The sequence below is a fragment of the Streptomyces sp. NPDC001858 genome (assembly GCF_053594615.1).
In genome coordinates this window covers 255,581-270,165 of sequence record NZ_JBSFEV010000003.1, presented here as the reverse complement: position 1 = coordinate 270,165, position 14,585 = coordinate 255,581, and the positions used below count along the sequence as shown (strand labels likewise).

Sequence of the window (14,585 nt, the reverse complement as noted above, 5' to 3'; positions counted from 1 at the left end):
CGAAAACGCCTATAAACCCAAAGCATCAACAAGGAGAAGAAAATCCTTGCCCACATATCCATCACGCGGCGAGGCCGCAGAGAACCGCCTCCCCGTCCGATCAGACCGTGAACTCCCGGATCACCACGTTCCGGAACACCGCCTGCCCGTCGATCGTGAACAGCGCAAGTGCGGTGTCGGACGGGTCGGGGAAGGCCTCGGTCGAGTGCACGTACCGGCCGTCGCCGACGAACATCTCGACGGACGTGCGGTCGACGAGGATCCGCAGGCGGACCGTGCCGGCGGACAGGTCGAACGGCGTGCGGCTCTCCTGCCAGCGGCCGGACGCGTCGGGGCTCACGGTGTAACCGCGGTTGACGAAGGCGTAGTCGCCGTAGACTCCCGCGTCGATGTGCCGCCCGCCGTCCGAGGACCGCCGCAACTGGAGGCCGGCGCCCAGCAGTTGGTTCCAGGTGATCTCACAGGTCAATTCGTACGCGGTACCCGTGTAGTCGAGCAGTCGGGTGCCGTCGACCGCGATGTCGCCGAGGTCCACCGTGCGCGACACATGGTCGTCCAGGGCCGCCACCGGCCGGGACGCCAGGTAATACGCACCCGCCGCGTGCTTCAGTCGTACCTCGCGGACGATCGAGTCGGTGCCGTTGAAGCCGTCGCACTCGACGGTGGGCGTGGTGTTCGCGTAGTCCCAGTGGTTCAGCCAGCCGATCGCGTACCGCGCGTCGGGGTCCAGGACCCCGCTCGCGTCACGTCTGTCGAAGGTGACCGCCGCGTACCAGTCCCAGCCGTGGTCCAGCCACTGGGGATCGGACGCGTCGGCGGTGAAGGTCGTACCGTCGAAGGAACCCGTCCAGTACGCGAACGTGCTCGGCAGCCCGGAGCCCTTGCCGTTGGCGCTGACGCCCAGCACCCACTTCCAGGTCCCGTCGTCCGCCCTGATCCGGAACAGGTCGGGGCACTCCAGGACGCCGATGCCGCCCTTGATGAAGCCGCCGACGTACGTCCACGCCTTGAGGTCGGCGGAGTGGTAGAAGCCGACTTTGTCGTTCTCGGCGAGTGCCATCACCCACCGCCCGCGCTCCTCGTCGCGGATCACCTTGGGGTCGCGGAAGTCCCGTACGCCGGGGTTGGGGAGGACCGGGGCGGTGCCGTGGTTCGTGAAGGTGCGGCCGCCGTCCGTCGAGTAGTACAGGTACTGGGCCTGGGTGACCTCGTCGGGCGCCATGGTGGCGATGACGATCACCGCGCCCGCGCCGAAGCCCGCCGTGTCGTCCGTGTCGACCACCGCCGAGCCGGACCAGACATCGCCGCCCGGAGTCGTGTCCTTCGGCACGGCGATGCCGCGGTCGGTGAAGGAGACGAGGTCGGTGCTGGTGGCCAGGCGCCAGGCGGTGCCGGCCGACGTGCCGCCCGTCGAGTAGTCGGGGTTGTAGAGGTAGTAGTAGTGGTACTCGCCGTCGATCCAGACCGGGCGCTGCGGGTCGTTCATCCACTGGTCGGGGACCGTGAAGTGGTACTCGGCGCGGTAGCTGCCCGGGCACGCGCCCGTCGCCGCGCGGGGCGCCGCCACCGCCGGTCCCACGAGATCCGGCAGCAGAACACCGGCGGCGCCGACGGCCGAGGCCGTCAGCAGCGACCGCCTGGACAGCGTCTCCCCCGGGCCGAGCGAACTCCCCTTCGTCTCCCCCGGGCCGAGCGAACTCCCCTTCGTCTCCCCCGGGCCGAGCGAACTCCCCTTCGTCTCCCCCGGGCCGAGCGAATTCCTCTTCATGCCACGCATCGTGCGGCTCCCTTCCCCGACGTCGTCGTCGGGACGCGGATCTTGTGCCTCGGAACCGTACGCCTAACTCGTTAAAGGTCAACCCTTCGTGCACCAACTCCTCTTATCTGCACATGCCTTGACAGAGTCGCAGCGAGGTTCCCATCATCGGGGAATCAACTTCGGCTAACACGAGTTAGGCTCGCCGATGACCGACTCGCTCCTCTCCCGACGGGCCCTGATGCGCTACGGCGCGTACGGCGCCGGAGCCGCCGCACTCGCCGGCGTCGCGGCCGGCTGGGACCGCCTCACCGCCGCCGACATCCCCGGCCGCGACGACGGCTCGCTCGTCATCGCCACCCTGGGCTCCGCCTTCGACCCCGAGGCGCAGCGCGCCCTGCGCGACGGATTCCGCACGGCCCACCCCGACATCAGGATCCGCATCAACCCCGTACAGGCCTACGACTGGTCGGACTTCTTCTCCAAGGTCCTCACCCAGATCGCCGCGGGCACGGCACCCGACCTCGTGTACGTCGCCACCGAGGGCGTGCAGCTCTTCGCCCAGCGGCTCGGCGTACCGCTGGACAGCTGGGCGAAGCGCGACGCGGCCGAGCTGCGCACGTACTTCGCCGACGTCCATCCCTCGCTGGTCGAGTCGATGATGTACGAGGGGAGCCTCTACCAGCTGCCGGTCGAGTTCAACGCGGCCGACATGTACCTCAACAACCGGGTCCTCGAACGCGCGGGCGCCGACCTCCCGGGCGACGACTGGACCCACGACGACTTCACCACGCTGCTGCGAGCGATGAAACGCAGCAACGGCGACCGGTTCACCCCGTATTTCTGGACCAACCGGCTGTGGGGCGGAGTGGTCCCCTGGCTCTTCGCCAACGACACCAACCTCCTCACCGAGTCCAAGGCCCCCGGCGGCGACTGGCTCTGGAACTCCTTCTATCCCGAGGCGCAGCGGCGCGGCCGGGGCGGCGGCTACCGGTGGACGACACCCCTGGCCGACTCCGACCGCGTCGCGGAGGTCTACGACTACCTCTCCTCCCTCGTCCAGGAGGACCTGTGCACCCGGCCGGAGGGCGGCGACGGCCGCAACCTCGTCGGCGTCTTCTCCACCGGCCGCGTCGGTGCCACGCCCGCGGGCGGCTTCTGGGCGGGCGGCCTGCATCAGGCGGGCATGAGACCGGCCGACTACGACGTGCGGTACTTCCCGCGCCGGCGTACCCGGCGTCACCAGTTCGGCGCCGCCGGGTACGCGATGCTGCGCACGTCGAAGATGCGGGACGAGGCCTGGGAGTTCATCAAGTACACCGCCCGCAAGGACGTGATGACCCAGCTCTTCGCGGCCAACCAGACCACTCCGGCCCGCCGCTCCATGGTCGACGAGGCCCGCTACCGGGAGACCGGCCCGGCCCACTGGCAGGTCTTCTACGACACCCTCGACAAGATCCCCACCACCGGCCCGATCCCGGCCCCGCCACAGGTCAACGAGGTCGAGCAGCTGCTGATCAAGCACACCGGAACGGCCCTCGCGAGCCCCGGCGCGGTGCGTCCCGCGCTGCGCCGGCTGCAGGGGGACCTGGAGCAGGCCATGGAGCGTGAAGTATGACCGTCCGCACCCGAGGCACCCGCCTCCTCGCCGTGCTGTTCCTCGCACCCACCGTCGTCGGCATCGTCGTCTTCACGGTCGTACCGATCGCCGGCTCGGTCGTCCTCAGCCTCTTCCGGTGGGACGTGATCGACGACCCGCGGTGGGCCGGGGCGGCCAACTACCGTGAAATCCTTACCGATTCGACGGTCCTCGTCTCCTTCCGCAACACGCTCGTCTTCATGGTGCTCGCGGTCGCACTCCAGTTGCTGATCGCGCTCGGGCTGGCGATCGCGGTGAACGGCCGGATGCCCCAGTGGCTGCGGTCCGTGTTCCGTTCGGCGTTCTTCTTCCCGCTGGTGCTGTCCGCCGCGTCGATCTCGGTGGTGATGAAGTACCTGTTCAACCAGGACTTCGGCCCCGTGAACTGGCTGCTTGCCACCGTCGGTATCCCCTCCGTGCCATGGCTGACCTCGGAGAACGGGGCGATGGCGGCCGTGGTCCTGGCGTATGTCTGGCAGCAGTTCGGCTTCTCGTTCCTGCTGTTCGTCGGCGGCCTGAACAACATCCCGAAAGAGGTGCACGAGGCGGCCTCGCTGGACGGCGCGAGCGGGGTGCGCAAACACCTCGCGATCACCCTGCCGCTGCTGTCGCCCACGCTGCTGGTCGCGTCCGTGGTCGGCATCATCAACGCCCTCCAGGTCTTCGAGCAGCCGTACGTCCTGACGGCGGGCGGTCCCGGCGACTCGACGCGCACGGTCGTGATGGTCATCTACGAGACGGCCTTCGAGCAGCTCCGCTTCGGCGAGGCGTCCGCCGTGGGCGTCCTGCTGTTCGCCCTGATCATGGCGGTCACCGCACTCCAGTTCCGGCTCAGCCGGCGTTACGTCCACTACCAGTGAGCCGGGTGAGTCAGATGAGCACGAGTTCCCTCTCAGGTCCGGCATCCGGTTCGGCATCCGCATCGGTATCGGGTTCGGCACCGCGTTCGGCACCGGGTTCGACCCCGGGTCCATCGGGTTCGACGCCGGGTCCCCGCACGCGCCCCACCGCGTCACGCGTACGGCACGGCCTGGCGCCCTGGGGACGGATCGCAGGCCTCGCGCTGTGCGCCCTGTTGACGCTCGGCCCGGTCATCTGGACGGTGTCGACGTCACTGCGCACGCCGGCGGAGTCCTTCGACCTGCCGCCGAAGATCATCCCCACGGACCCCACCGTGGACGCCTACCGCGGGGTCTTCGACCAGATCGACGTCTGGCTGTACGCACTGAACTCCACCCTGGTGACCGCGCTGATCGCGGCCGGCCAGATGATCACCGCGGGCCTGGCGGGCTATGCCTTCGCCCGCCTCGAATTCCGCTTCAAGAAGCCGCTGTTCGCGCTGGTCCTGGCCACGATGATGGTGCCGTTGCAGGTCACGATGGTCCCGGTCTTCCTGGAACTGAAGACGATGGGCCTGACCGACACCCTGCTCGGCCTCATCGTCCCGGCCTTCCCGACGGCCTTCGGCACCTTCCTGATGCGCCAGTACTTCCTGGGCATGCCCAAGGACCTGGGCGAGGCGGCGATGATCGACGGCGCGGGTCCGTGGCGCGTCTTCCGGTCGGTGTACGCCCCGTTGGCGGCCCCCGGTCTCGCCATCGTCGGCGTGCTGGCCTTCAACTACCACTGGAACGAATTCTTCCGGCCGCTGATCCTGGAGACCTCCACCGAGAACCTCACGCTGCCCCTGGGCCTGGTCTCCCTCCAGGGCAACCTCGGCACCGGCTCGATCTCCGTCGTCCTCGCCGGAGTCGTCCTCTCCATGCTCCCCGCCGTCGTCGTGTTCGTCGTCGGCCAGCGCCCTCTGCGCGAGGGCATCACATCCGCAGGAGTCAACCGTTGAGTTCCGTGAGCCGGTCGACGAGTTCCGTGAGCCGGTCGACCGACGACAACAGCCCGCGTTTCAGGGTCCGCCCGCCGGCCAACTGGATGAACGACCCGAACGGCCCGTTCCGTTGGGGCGGTCGACACCACCTCTTCTACCAGCACAACCCCGACGCCCCCGTGCACGCGAACGTGCACTGGGGCCACGCCTCCAGCCCTGACCTCGCCCACTGGGACGACCACGGGATCGCCCTGCGCCCCACGCCCGACGGCCCGGACGAGGCGGGCTGCTGGTCCGGCTGCGTGGTGGACGACGGTGGTGTGCCGACAGCGGTGTACTCCGGGATCGACCACGACCACCAGGGCCTGAGCGCGATCTGTCTCGCAGTGGCCGAGGACGACGGCCTCCAGAAGTGGAAGCAACTGCCGGAGCCGGTGGTCGCCGGCCCACCACCCGGCCTGGGCGTGACGATGTTCCGGGACCCTTTCGTCTTCCGCTTCGCCGGACGCCGCTGGGCGCTGCTGGGCGCCGGCCACGCCGACGGCACCCCGTCCGTCCTGGTGTACGACTGTGAGGACCTGTACGACTGGCGGTTCGCCGGGGTCCTGCTGGACGGCCGGGACCCCGCGGCGGCCCGCGCCTTCGGCAACCGGGCGATCGGCTGGGAGTGCCCACAACTGTGGGCGACCCGCGGGGGCGACTGGGTGCTGGCGGTGGCCCTGTGGGACGGCGACCCGCTGAGCACGGCCTATCTGACGGGACGTCTGATCGAGGCTGACGACCGGGAGTTGAGGTTCGTGGCGGGCACGGGCGGCGGCCCGCTGGACCTCGGCCGTGACTTCTACGCCCCTGCCGTCCTCCAGGACACGCAGTCCGGCCGCGCCCTGCTCTGGGGCTGGTCCTGGGAGTCACGCCCGCCCGAGGAGGTGGACCGCGCGGGCTGGTCCGGCGTCCTCACGGCGCCCCGGGTGATGGACACCCACGAGGACGGCACGCTACGGGTCGTACCGGCTCCGGAGCTCGAACTCCTGCGCGCGGCCGTCCCGTTCACGGCCGCACCAGGACCGTCGTCCCGGCCGCTCCCCCTCGCGTACGACCTGCTGGTGACCGCCCGTTCCGCGGCGACGGTGAGTCTGCTGCGGGCCGCGTCCGGGGCCGAACTGACCGTGCGACTCGATCCGGCGTCCGGCACGGTGACCCTGGACCGCACGGCCTGGCCACGCTCCCGACCGGACGGCACGGCCCCCCTGGTCCTGCCGACCCCGCCGGGCGAGACCCTCACCGTACGGATCCTCGTGGACGGCTCCCTGCTGGAACTGTTCGCGGCCGACCGGGCGACGGCCACGGAACGGGTGTACCGACGCGGCGACGACATCGCGGAGCTGACCGTGCGGGGGACGGACGTCGAGGTCACGGGCTGGGAGCTGGTCCCACCGAACCCCGCGTGACGACGGGGCACTCCAGCCGCCGGGTGGCGACCGGCGGCGCGGTCCCGCCGTCGATGGCGTCCAGGAGCAGGCGGACGGCCGTCTCCCCCATCGCGCGATGGGGCAGCGCGACCGTGGTGAGGGGCGGACTGAGGAAAGCCGCCATGTGTTCCTGGTCGTCATAGCCGACGACGGACAGCTCGGCGGGCACGTCGAGGCCCAGGCGCGCGGCGGCGTGCAGGACGCCCGCGGCGACCCGGTCGTTGTAACAGACGATCCCCGTGGGCCGCCGGTGGGCGGGAACGCCGTCCAGCAGCCGCAGCGCGCCCTGGTACCCGGCGGAGATCTCCCCTCCCGTCCGCAGGAGCCAGTCCTTCTCGGCGGTCAGCCCCACCGTCCGCAGCGCGTCCCGGAAGCCGCGCAGCCGTTCCGCGGTCGCGATGTCGTCCAGACCGCCCACCAGGGCGACACGGCGGTGGCCCGCGTCGAGAAGGACGCGCGCGGCGCTGCGGCCGCCGGCCCGCTCGGCGGGGATGACGGCCGGGAGGGAGCCGTCCTCGGGGAGGCAGTTGGCGAACACGGCGAACGTGCGGTGCAGCCCCTCCGGGACCCGGGCGCGGCGCAACGACAGCGCGGCGTAGATGATCCCGTCGACCCTCCGGTCGAGCAGTTCGGCGACGGCCGCGTCCTCGGCGACGGGGTCCTGCCCGGAGTCGACGGTGAGCACCAGGTGCTCACTGCTCCACGCCATGTCCATGGCCCCGCGCAGCAGCCGCCCGGCGAACGGCGAGGTGGCGATCTCGTCCGTGACCAGACCGATCACGGCGGTACGACTCCGGCGCAGGCCACGGGCGACCGCGTTCGGCCGGTAGCCGAGCTGTTCGGCCGCCTTGCGGATCTTCTCCTGCGTCTCGGCGGAGAGGTTGCCCTGGGCCCGCCCGTTGAAGACGAAGGACACGGCCGTGTGCGACACCCCGGCAAGCCGGGCGACGTCCCGCGAGGTCGCCCGCTCGGCCCCGCCACCCCGCGTCTTCTCGACCCCGCCCATGCCTCGTCCCCGCCGACTTCGCCTGACCGGCCAAAGCCTACCCGCGGCAACTGCCGCGGAGCCCGCCACCGCAGACCGAAGGTTCCTGCTGGCGCTGCTCGTACCGGGCGGGCGCGCCAAGGATCCAGGACCGAGTGCGGGGCTGCCCTGCTCGTCGACGGCGTCGGGATCCGCCCCGGCCTTCAGCAGCACTGTGACCGCGTTCTCGTCCCCGTTCCGCACCGCCGAGATGAGTGGGGCCTCGCCCATGCCCCGCCCCCCTGTTGCACTCGATCACCGGCCCTACCGGCAGCCGCGGGCCGGGAGAAACCTCGCCGGCCGAGTCCGTCACGCCGCCCCCGGAGTGGAGCCAGGGGCTGACCATCCGGGTGCCGGGCCCCCGGGCCGCTGACGATCGGCGGTCGATCCCGAGCCTCGTCCTGTGCGGAACCCATGCGGAACCCACTGGCTGAAGCAGCCTGTCACACGCGCTGGGCCTGGAGCGGCCACCGCGTGATCATCAAGGGCTGTGCGGACTCCTGAAGATCGTGAGGTGACCGCGGACCACAGGATGGACGCCGCCTGTCGGCGTCCATCGTCAGTCGGCGGAGAAGTAATGGCCGTTGTCCAGATCGGCGAGCAGGCCGGGCTGAGCGGGTTCCCAGCCGAGGGTCCGGCGGGTGACGAGGTTGGACGCCGGGTAGTTCTGCGTGACTATGTTCGCGAGGAACCCGAAGTATCCCGGCACCATCAGCACGTCCGCGGGAACGCTCACTGCGGGCAGGCCCAGACGGCTGCCAACGGCCTCGGCGATCCGGCGCAGCGGGATCGCCCCGTCTCCCACCGCGTGCCAGTACTTGCCGTCGGGCCCCTTCTCCAGCGCCAAGCGGAACAAGGTGGCGACATCGCGGACGTGCACGGCGTTCCACAGGTTCGCGCCGTCTCCGGGGTAGCCGACGAAACCCTTCTCCTTCGCGAGCGCGATCAGCTGCACGAGGAAACCGGCCCGATCGGTCGTACTGTGCGCGATGTTGGCGATCCGCACGACCGAAGACCGCACGCCCCGCTCGGCGAGGCCGATCACGGCGGTTTCCACGACGTTGCGAACCCGCAGGGTGCCCTTGTGCTCATCGCCGCCGGGAAGTGCCGGGTCCTCCTCGGTGACCGGCCGGCCCAGGTTCCCTGGCGAGCCGATGCTCCCCGCCGTGACCAGCGGCTTTCCGGTTCCCGCCAGCGCCTCGCCGTACGCGAGCATGATCGGGAGTTCCGCGGCGGCCACGCCGTCGATCCCGCCGGAGGGAAGCAGGTCCTGCCTGTGCGCGACGTGGATGACGCCGTCGGAGTCCGCGGCCGCCTCCTTGAGCCCGTCGAGATCCTCGAGGTCGCCGCGACGCACCTTCGCACCGAGCGCGGACACCGCAGCCGCGGCCGTGTCCGACCGGGCCAGGCCGGTGACCTCATGTCCGGCGGCGATGAGCTCGGGGATGATGTACGAACCGGAATGGCCGGTCCCGCCGGTGACGAAAACGCGCATGCGACTGCTCCTGGTGAGAGTTGGGTGGAGGGGCTGCTTCTCCCCGCGCCGCAGATCCACTGACGTGATGTGACGCGGGAAGTGGTGGTGAGAAAAGGGTGTTGAACGCCTGGGGGGCTCAGCCGGTGAATTCGTTCACGCCGAGGGCGAAGTCCCAGTGGCCAACTCCGTTGCCGGCAAGGCTCACCGTGAGCAGGCCCACTCCTTCCAGCCAGTGCGCCATTTTCAGGCCGCCGACGTCCAGCGGGCGCAGCCCGAGGCTCTCGACGAATGCCGCCACGCCGGCCTTGGCCTGCGCATTGTCGCCGGCGATGAAGACGTCGGGCCGGCCCGTCTCCAGGACATTGCGGAAGATGGTGTTGAACGCCTTCACCACGCTGGCGCCTGCCGGGGCCACCTTGGCGACTTCCTGCGCGATCGAGGTCTCCTCGCTGTGGGCCAGTCCGTCGAACGCAGCGTTGAAGGGGTTGCTGATGTCGACGACGACCTTGCCCGCGAGGGCGTCTCCGTACTCGGCGACGACCGGAACGACACCGGCGTACAACAGGGCCGTGATGACGATGTCCCCGGCCGGGACGGCGCCCCACTTGCCCGCCGTCGCACCGCCGCCCAGAGCCTTGGCCAGGTCGTCGGCCTTGGACTGATCGCGTCCCATGACCTCGACGGTGTTGCCGCCCGCGACCGCGAGTGTGCCGATGGTACGGGCCATGTTCCCCGTGCCGATGAGGGTGATGCTGCTCATGAGGTGTGCTCTCTTCCTGTTCTCGAGGTGTCGCTCTGTCTCGTTCGTGCCGGGTCAGGCGCAGGGCGTCGGCCGCGATATCTCCGGGCCGCGGCATTCCCGGTGTGTGGTTCAGATGGCGGTGGTGCCACCGTCGGTGACCAATTCCAGGCCGTTGACGTAGCTGGAGTCGTCGGAGGCGAGGAACAGGGCGACAGCGGCGATTTCCTCGGGGCGGCCCATCTTTCCGCGGGGAATGAGGGACTCGAATCCGGCCTTGGTTGCCTCGTCGAACAGTTCTTCCTGTTTGGCGGTGGCGACCTGGCCGGGGGGCAGGACGTTGACCCGGATCTTGCGGTCGCGCAGTTCGTTGAGCCAGACGCGGGCCCAGGCCTGCTGGACGGCTTTGCTTCCCGCGTAGAGACTCCAGCCGGGGAAGGCGCCGAGGGAGGCGTTGGACCCGGTCATGAAGATCGAGCCGTTGTCGTTGATCAGCGGCAGTGCCTTCTGCACGGTGAACAGGGTGCCGCGCGCGTTGAGCCAGAAGGCGCGGTGGAACTGTTCCTCGGTGATCTCGCCGAGGACGGCGGGTTCGCCCATCCCGGCGCTGGCCCACAGCACGTCGATCGAGCCCTTTTCCCGCTTGACGGTGTCGTACAAGCGGTCCAGGTCGTCCAGTTCGGCCGCGTCGCCCTGGACGGCGGTGACGTTGCGGCCGATCAGCTTGACGGCGTCGTCCAGTGCTTCCTGCCGCCGAGCCTGAATGAAGACGTGCGCTCCTTCCTCGACGAACAGTTTGGCGCCGGCCAGTGCCATGCCGGCGGATCCGCCGGTGATCACCGCTACCTTGCCATCGAGCTTTCCCACGATCACTCCGTTGAATTGACGGGTATCCGAAACAGTGCGCTCATTCTGGGACCTGAGCTCTGCCATCAAGTTCCGATGCCGAATTCGTGTAGCGAATTCTTATAGCGAATCCTTGCAGCAAATCCTTGTGGCGAACTCTTATGGCGAACTCTTATGGCGAATTCGCTTCGGCCCCAATAGGCACCTATTCAGGTTGCCATTGGCCTGAGGTGGTGTCCAAGACTTCTTTTCGGCCCGGTGATACCCTGGAGGTATCACCGGGCCGGGAGGCGCCATGGATCTGGACCTGCGCAAATTGCGTTACTTCGCCGCCGTGGCCGACCGGTTGCACTTCGGCCGTGCCGCCGAAGAGCTGCATATCGCGCAGCCGGTGCTCAGCCGGCAGATCCGCGCGCTCGAGCAGGATCTCGGCGCCTCGCTGTTCACCAGGGATCGCCACGGCGTGGCGCTGACCGACGCGGGCCGACAATTGCTGGCCGACGCCGGTCCGCTGCTCGCCTCCGCGCACGCGGTCCGCCGCAGGGTGTCCGTGGCCGCCCGCGGCAGCCGGCGGCTGATGGTCGGTTTCCGGGCCGGCATCCCGGTCATCCCGGCGGCGCGGGCGTTCGAGGCCCGGCACCCGGACGTGGTCGTGGACGTGCAACGGATCGAAGGGGACGACCAGGCCCCGATGCTGCTCGACGGCCGCATCGACGTCGGCTATGTGCGGCTGCCCATCGACGAGGCCGGCCTGCGCGTCACCCCGCTGTACACCGAGCCGCGGGTGGCGGTGCTGCCCACCGGCCACCGGTTGGCCGGCAAGGAGGAGGTCACCGAGGCAGACTTGGCCGGCGAACCGCTGGTCTGGCATGCCGACCCGAGCACGCAGCCCACCAGGCGCCCGCACCCCAACGCCGGGTACCTGGTGCGCGGGGTGGACGAAACGCTCGAGCATGTCGCGGCCGGCCGGGGCATCTCGTTCCTGGCCCGTTCGGCGACCGTGTTCTACTCACATCCGAACGTCACTTATGTGCCCATCCCGGATCTGGCGCCCGACCAGGTGTGCCTCGCGGTGGCGGCATCGCACACCTCGCCGGTGGTCGATGACTTCGTCACCGCCGCTCAGGCGACGGCCGAGATCACGGCAGAATGCGGAAACTATGAAATGTGGCAGCTTGGAAGCGATGCCGTTTCATAGCAAGGTCGAGCAGGGTCGAGCAATCCACCTGACAACAACAGCGCCAACAGGGGCAGACGCCCGCGGCAATTGCTGGCTTGGCGTAGGAGCCGGGAGAGAAGCGGTCGAACAGCGGGCCCGCCCGCAGCGTTCGCCGGGAGTCGGTCTCCGTTCAGAGGTAGTGGTGGTCAGCCTTCGGGTTCGGCAGTTGCGCGGCGAGGCCGTTGAGTACCGGGCCTCTCCGAGGGGCCGGACAGGCCGGGCCCACCTCCGCCAGGACCTTCCGCGCGAGGCCACCGCCTCCCCTGCTCATGAGCCGAGGTAGGTTCCATTTCTCAGGCATCCGTAAGAGCGCGGTCCCCAGCGACGCTCTAATCCTCGTCTCAGGTTGACCCGGGACAATGACCGGCAAAAACATCGACCGGAAATCGACCGGAAGGGGGCGGGCCGGCGTGCGGATCATGATCGCGGATGATGACGTGGCCATCCGTGAGGGGCTGGAGCGGGTGCTCCAGGTAGAGGGTTACGACACCAGCACCGTCGCCAACGGTCTCGCCGTGCTCGACGGGTTCGGTGGGGCCGACGGTGACACGCTGGATCTGCTGCTCCTCGACGTGATGATGCCCCACCTCGGCGGGTTGGAGACCTGCCGGCGGTTGCGGGCCGCGGGTCGGGATCTGCCGGTGCTGATGCTGACCGCCCGTGACCAGGTCTCCGACCGGGTCGCGGGGCTGGACGCGGGCGCCGACGACTACCTGCCCAAGCCGTTCGCCACCGAGGAGTTGCTGGCTCGGGTGCGGGCCCTGCTGCGCCGGCGCACGCCGACCGACGACGAGTCGCAGATCCTGTCGTTCGCCGACGTCCGGCTCGATCTCGACAGGTTCGAGGCGTCGCGGGGCGGGCGGCCGCTGCACCTGACCCGGACCGAGTTCTCCCTCCTGGAGGTCCTCGTGAGCAACGCGACCCGGGTCTTGACCCGCGACGCGCTGTTCGAGGCGATCTGGGGCTTCGGCATGAGCTCCACCGCCAACAACCTCCAGGTATACGTGAGTTACCTGCGCCGCAAGATGGAGGCCGAGGGTGAGCCGCGATTGATCTACACGCTGCGCGGCCTGGGATACACGTTGCGGGAGACTCCTCCGTGAGCAGGCCCGCCGGCCGGGAACCGCGCCGGCTGACCCGATGGTGGCGCCGGCGGTCCCTGCGGACCAGGCTGACGGTGATCGCGGCGACGGCCATCGCGGTCAGCGTGTTCGCGGCCTTCCAGGTGGCCAGCGAGCTACTGGACTGGGAGCTGCGGGACACCGCCGAGAATCAGCTGCGCGCCGACTCCCGCGTCCTGGCGACGAACGCGGAGCGCGCCGGTCTGGCGCAGGTCCAGCTACCGCCGTATCCCGGATCCGGTCGGCTGGTGCGGGTCATCCTGCCCGACGGCTCGATCCGGACGCCGGCCGGCCAACCCGCGCTGCCCCCGGTCAGCGAGCACGCCGGGCGCGTGGCGCAGGGCGCGTCGGCCGACCTGATGGAGTCGAACGACAGCGACGACGACGGCTACGTCATCTACACGCTGCGGGCGGGCGACGGCGCGGTCCAGGTGGCTCGCGTCGTCGACGACAGCCCGATCAACCGGTTCGGGTTCGGCATGCTGCTGATCGGGCTGCTCTGCGTGGTCGGCGGCGCCCTGGTCGGGCGGACCGTGGCGCGGACCGGGCTGGCACCGATCGACCGGCTGACCGCCGCCGCGGTACGTGTCGCGCACACCCGGGATCTCGACGCCGACATCCCGGACGAGGGCGGTGGGGAGATCCGGCGGCTGATCCAGTCGATCAACGACATGCTCGCCGCGCTCCGGAACTCCCGGCAGGCCCAACGGCTGCTCGCCGAGGACGCCGCCCACGAGCTCAAGACCCCGCTCACCAGCCTGCGCCTCAACGTCGAGCTGCTGATCCGGCTCGATCGGCGCGGCACCCTGGACAGCGCACTGCCGGCGGAGAGCCGGACCCGGCTGCTCAACGATCTCGGCGCCCAGGTGGCCGAGTTGAGCACCCTTGCCGCCGAGCTGACCGACCTGGCGCGCGGTGACATCAGCGACGAGAGCACCGAGCTGCTCGACCTCGCCGACGTGGTGGTGGCCGCCGCGACCCGGGCGCGTTCCCGCATGCCCGACATCGAGGTCGCGCTCGACGTGACCTCCGTGTGGGTGAGCGGGCGTCCCGCTGCGCTCCAGCGGGCGGTGCTCAACCTCATCGACAACGCCGGCAAGTGGTCCCCCGCGGACCAGCCGGTCCAGGTCCGGCTCCGTGCCGAGGGCGCGTCGGCGGTCCTCGAGGTCGACGACGCCGGGCCGGGCATCGACGCCGCCGACGTACCGCGGGTGTTCGACCGGTTCTACCGTGCCGACAGCGCCCGGGCGTTGCCGGGATCCGGTCTGGGGCTGTCGATCGTGCAGCGGGTCGTCGACGCCCACGACGGCCGGGCCACCGTCGCCCGCTCCGCACGCGGTGGCGCGCTGCTTCGGGTCGCCCTTCCGGCCGCGGCCCCGCCCGCCCCGATCGCCAAAGGGCGGCGACCGTCGGGCCCATGAAAAAATCCGGGACGGGCCTGGGGCCCCGTCCCGGATCTCGTCCGTGCCG

General features: G+C 70.0%; 11 protein-coding genes and 2 pseudogenes. 7 read left to right on the top strand and 6 right to left on the bottom strand.

Features of this window, described 5'->3' with window-relative positions:
- Positions 1–100: 100 nt before the first annotated feature.
- Positions 101–1,768: a glycoside hydrolase family 32 protein gene (locus ACWCPF_RS05915; protein ID WP_451043711.1), complete on the bottom strand. Its 1,668-nt coding sequence runs from the start codon at positions 1,766–1,768 to the stop codon at positions 101–103.
- A 196-nt stretch (positions 1,769–1,964) separates the two neighbouring features.
- On the opposite strand from ACWCPF_RS05915, the gene ACWCPF_RS05910 reads away from it, so the two are divergent.
- The 4 genes and pseudogenes from ACWCPF_RS05910 (at position 1,965) to ACWCPF_RS05895 (ending at position 6,668) form a co-directional block, all read left to right on the top strand.
- Positions 1,965–3,374 carry an ABC transporter substrate-binding protein gene (locus ACWCPF_RS05910; protein WP_451043710.1) on the top strand — a complete coding sequence of 470 codons (1,410 nt, stop codon included), beginning with the start codon at positions 1,965–1,967 and terminating at the stop codon, positions 3,372–3,374.
- Positions 3,374–4,255, top strand: a pseudogene (locus tag ACWCPF_RS05905) (carbohydrate ABC transporter permease); the annotation flags it as partial. The gene ACWCPF_RS05910 and the pseudogene ACWCPF_RS05905, both read left to right, overlap by 1 nt.
- A 203-nt stretch (positions 4,256–4,458) precedes the next feature.
- Positions 4,459–5,238, top strand: coding sequence for a carbohydrate ABC transporter permease (locus tag ACWCPF_RS05900; RefSeq protein ID WP_451043859.1), 780 nt, complete (start codon positions 4,459–4,461; stop codon positions 5,236–5,238).
- Positions 5,239–5,264: 26 nt separating this feature from the next.
- On the top strand, positions 5,265–6,668 hold the full coding sequence (locus tag ACWCPF_RS05895) for a glycoside hydrolase family 32 protein (protein ID WP_451043709.1): 1,404 nt from the start codon (positions 5,265–5,267) through the stop codon (positions 6,666–6,668).
- Here ACWCPF_RS05895 and ACWCPF_RS05890 read toward each other — a convergent pair.
- From ACWCPF_RS05890 to ACWCPF_RS05870, 5 genes and pseudogenes are all read right to left on the bottom strand, one after another.
- Positions 6,631–7,695: a LacI family DNA-binding transcriptional regulator gene (locus ACWCPF_RS05890; protein ID WP_451043858.1), complete on the bottom strand. Its 1,065-nt coding sequence runs from the start codon at positions 7,693–7,695 to the stop codon at positions 6,631–6,633. The two genes, ACWCPF_RS05895 and ACWCPF_RS05890, sit on opposite strands and share 38 nt — an antisense overlap.
- A 165-nt stretch (positions 7,696–7,860) precedes the next feature.
- Positions 7,861–7,944 (bottom strand): annotated as a pseudogene (locus ACWCPF_RS05885) (hypothetical protein); the annotation flags it as partial.
- Between the two features lie 328 nt (positions 7,945–8,272).
- Entirely contained in the window at positions 8,273–9,208 is a 936-nt protein-coding gene (locus ACWCPF_RS05880; RefSeq protein WP_451043708.1) for an SDR family oxidoreductase, read from the bottom strand.
- Between the two features lie 118 nt (positions 9,209–9,326).
- On the bottom strand, positions 9,327–9,950 hold the full coding sequence (locus ACWCPF_RS05875; protein WP_451043707.1) for an NADPH-dependent F420 reductase: 624 nt from the start codon (positions 9,948–9,950) through the stop codon (positions 9,327–9,329).
- 111 nt (positions 9,951–10,061) lie between these two features.
- Complete coding sequence (locus ACWCPF_RS05870; RefSeq protein WP_451043857.1) at positions 10,062–10,796, bottom strand: SDR family NAD(P)-dependent oxidoreductase; 735 nt, start codon at positions 10,794–10,796, stop codon at positions 10,062–10,064.
- Positions 10,797–11,070: 274 nt separating this feature from the next.
- Here ACWCPF_RS05870 and ACWCPF_RS05865 point away from each other — a divergent pair, with 274 nt between their 5' ends.
- From ACWCPF_RS05865 to ACWCPF_RS05855, 3 genes are all read left to right on the top strand, one after another.
- Entirely contained in the window at positions 11,071–11,973 is a 903-nt protein-coding gene (locus ACWCPF_RS05865; protein WP_451043706.1) for a LysR family transcriptional regulator, read from the top strand.
- Between the two features lie 431 nt (positions 11,974–12,404).
- Positions 12,405–13,097 (top strand): response regulator transcription factor, encoded by a 693-nt coding sequence (locus ACWCPF_RS05860; RefSeq protein WP_451043705.1) that lies wholly within the window; start codon positions 12,405–12,407, stop codon positions 13,095–13,097.
- Positions 13,094–14,536, top strand: a complete 1,443-nt coding sequence (locus ACWCPF_RS05855; protein ID WP_451043704.1) for a HAMP domain-containing sensor histidine kinase — start codon at positions 13,094–13,096, stop codon at positions 14,534–14,536. The genes ACWCPF_RS05860 and ACWCPF_RS05855 overlap by 4 nt, the downstream gene beginning before the upstream one ends.
- The last annotated feature ends 49 nt before the right edge of the window (positions 14,537–14,585 follow it).

Bases quoted from the DNA above. Each gene is read 5' to 3' on its own strand.
- ACWCPF_RS05880 (WP_451043708.1), bottom strand. From the start codon at position 9,208: ATGCGCGTTTTCGTCACCGGCGGGACCGGCCATTCCGGTTCGTACATC.
- ACWCPF_RS05915 (WP_451043711.1), bottom strand. From the start codon at position 1,768: ATGAAGAGGAATTCGCTCGGCCCGGGGGAGACGAAGGGGAGTTCGCTC.
- ACWCPF_RS05910 (WP_451043710.1), top strand. From the start codon at position 1,965: ATGACCGACTCGCTCCTCTCCCGACGGGCCCTGATGCGCTACGGCGCG.
- ACWCPF_RS05875 (WP_451043707.1), bottom strand. From the start codon at position 9,950: ATGAGCAGCATCACCCTCATCGGCACGGGGAACATGGCCCGTACCATC.
- ACWCPF_RS05865 (WP_451043706.1), top strand. From the start codon at position 11,071: ATGGATCTGGACCTGCGCAAATTGCGTTACTTCGCCGCCGTGGCCGAC.
- ACWCPF_RS05890 (WP_451043858.1), bottom strand. From the start codon at position 7,695: ATGGGCGGGGTCGAGAAGACGCGGGGTGGCGGGGCCGAGCGGGCGACC.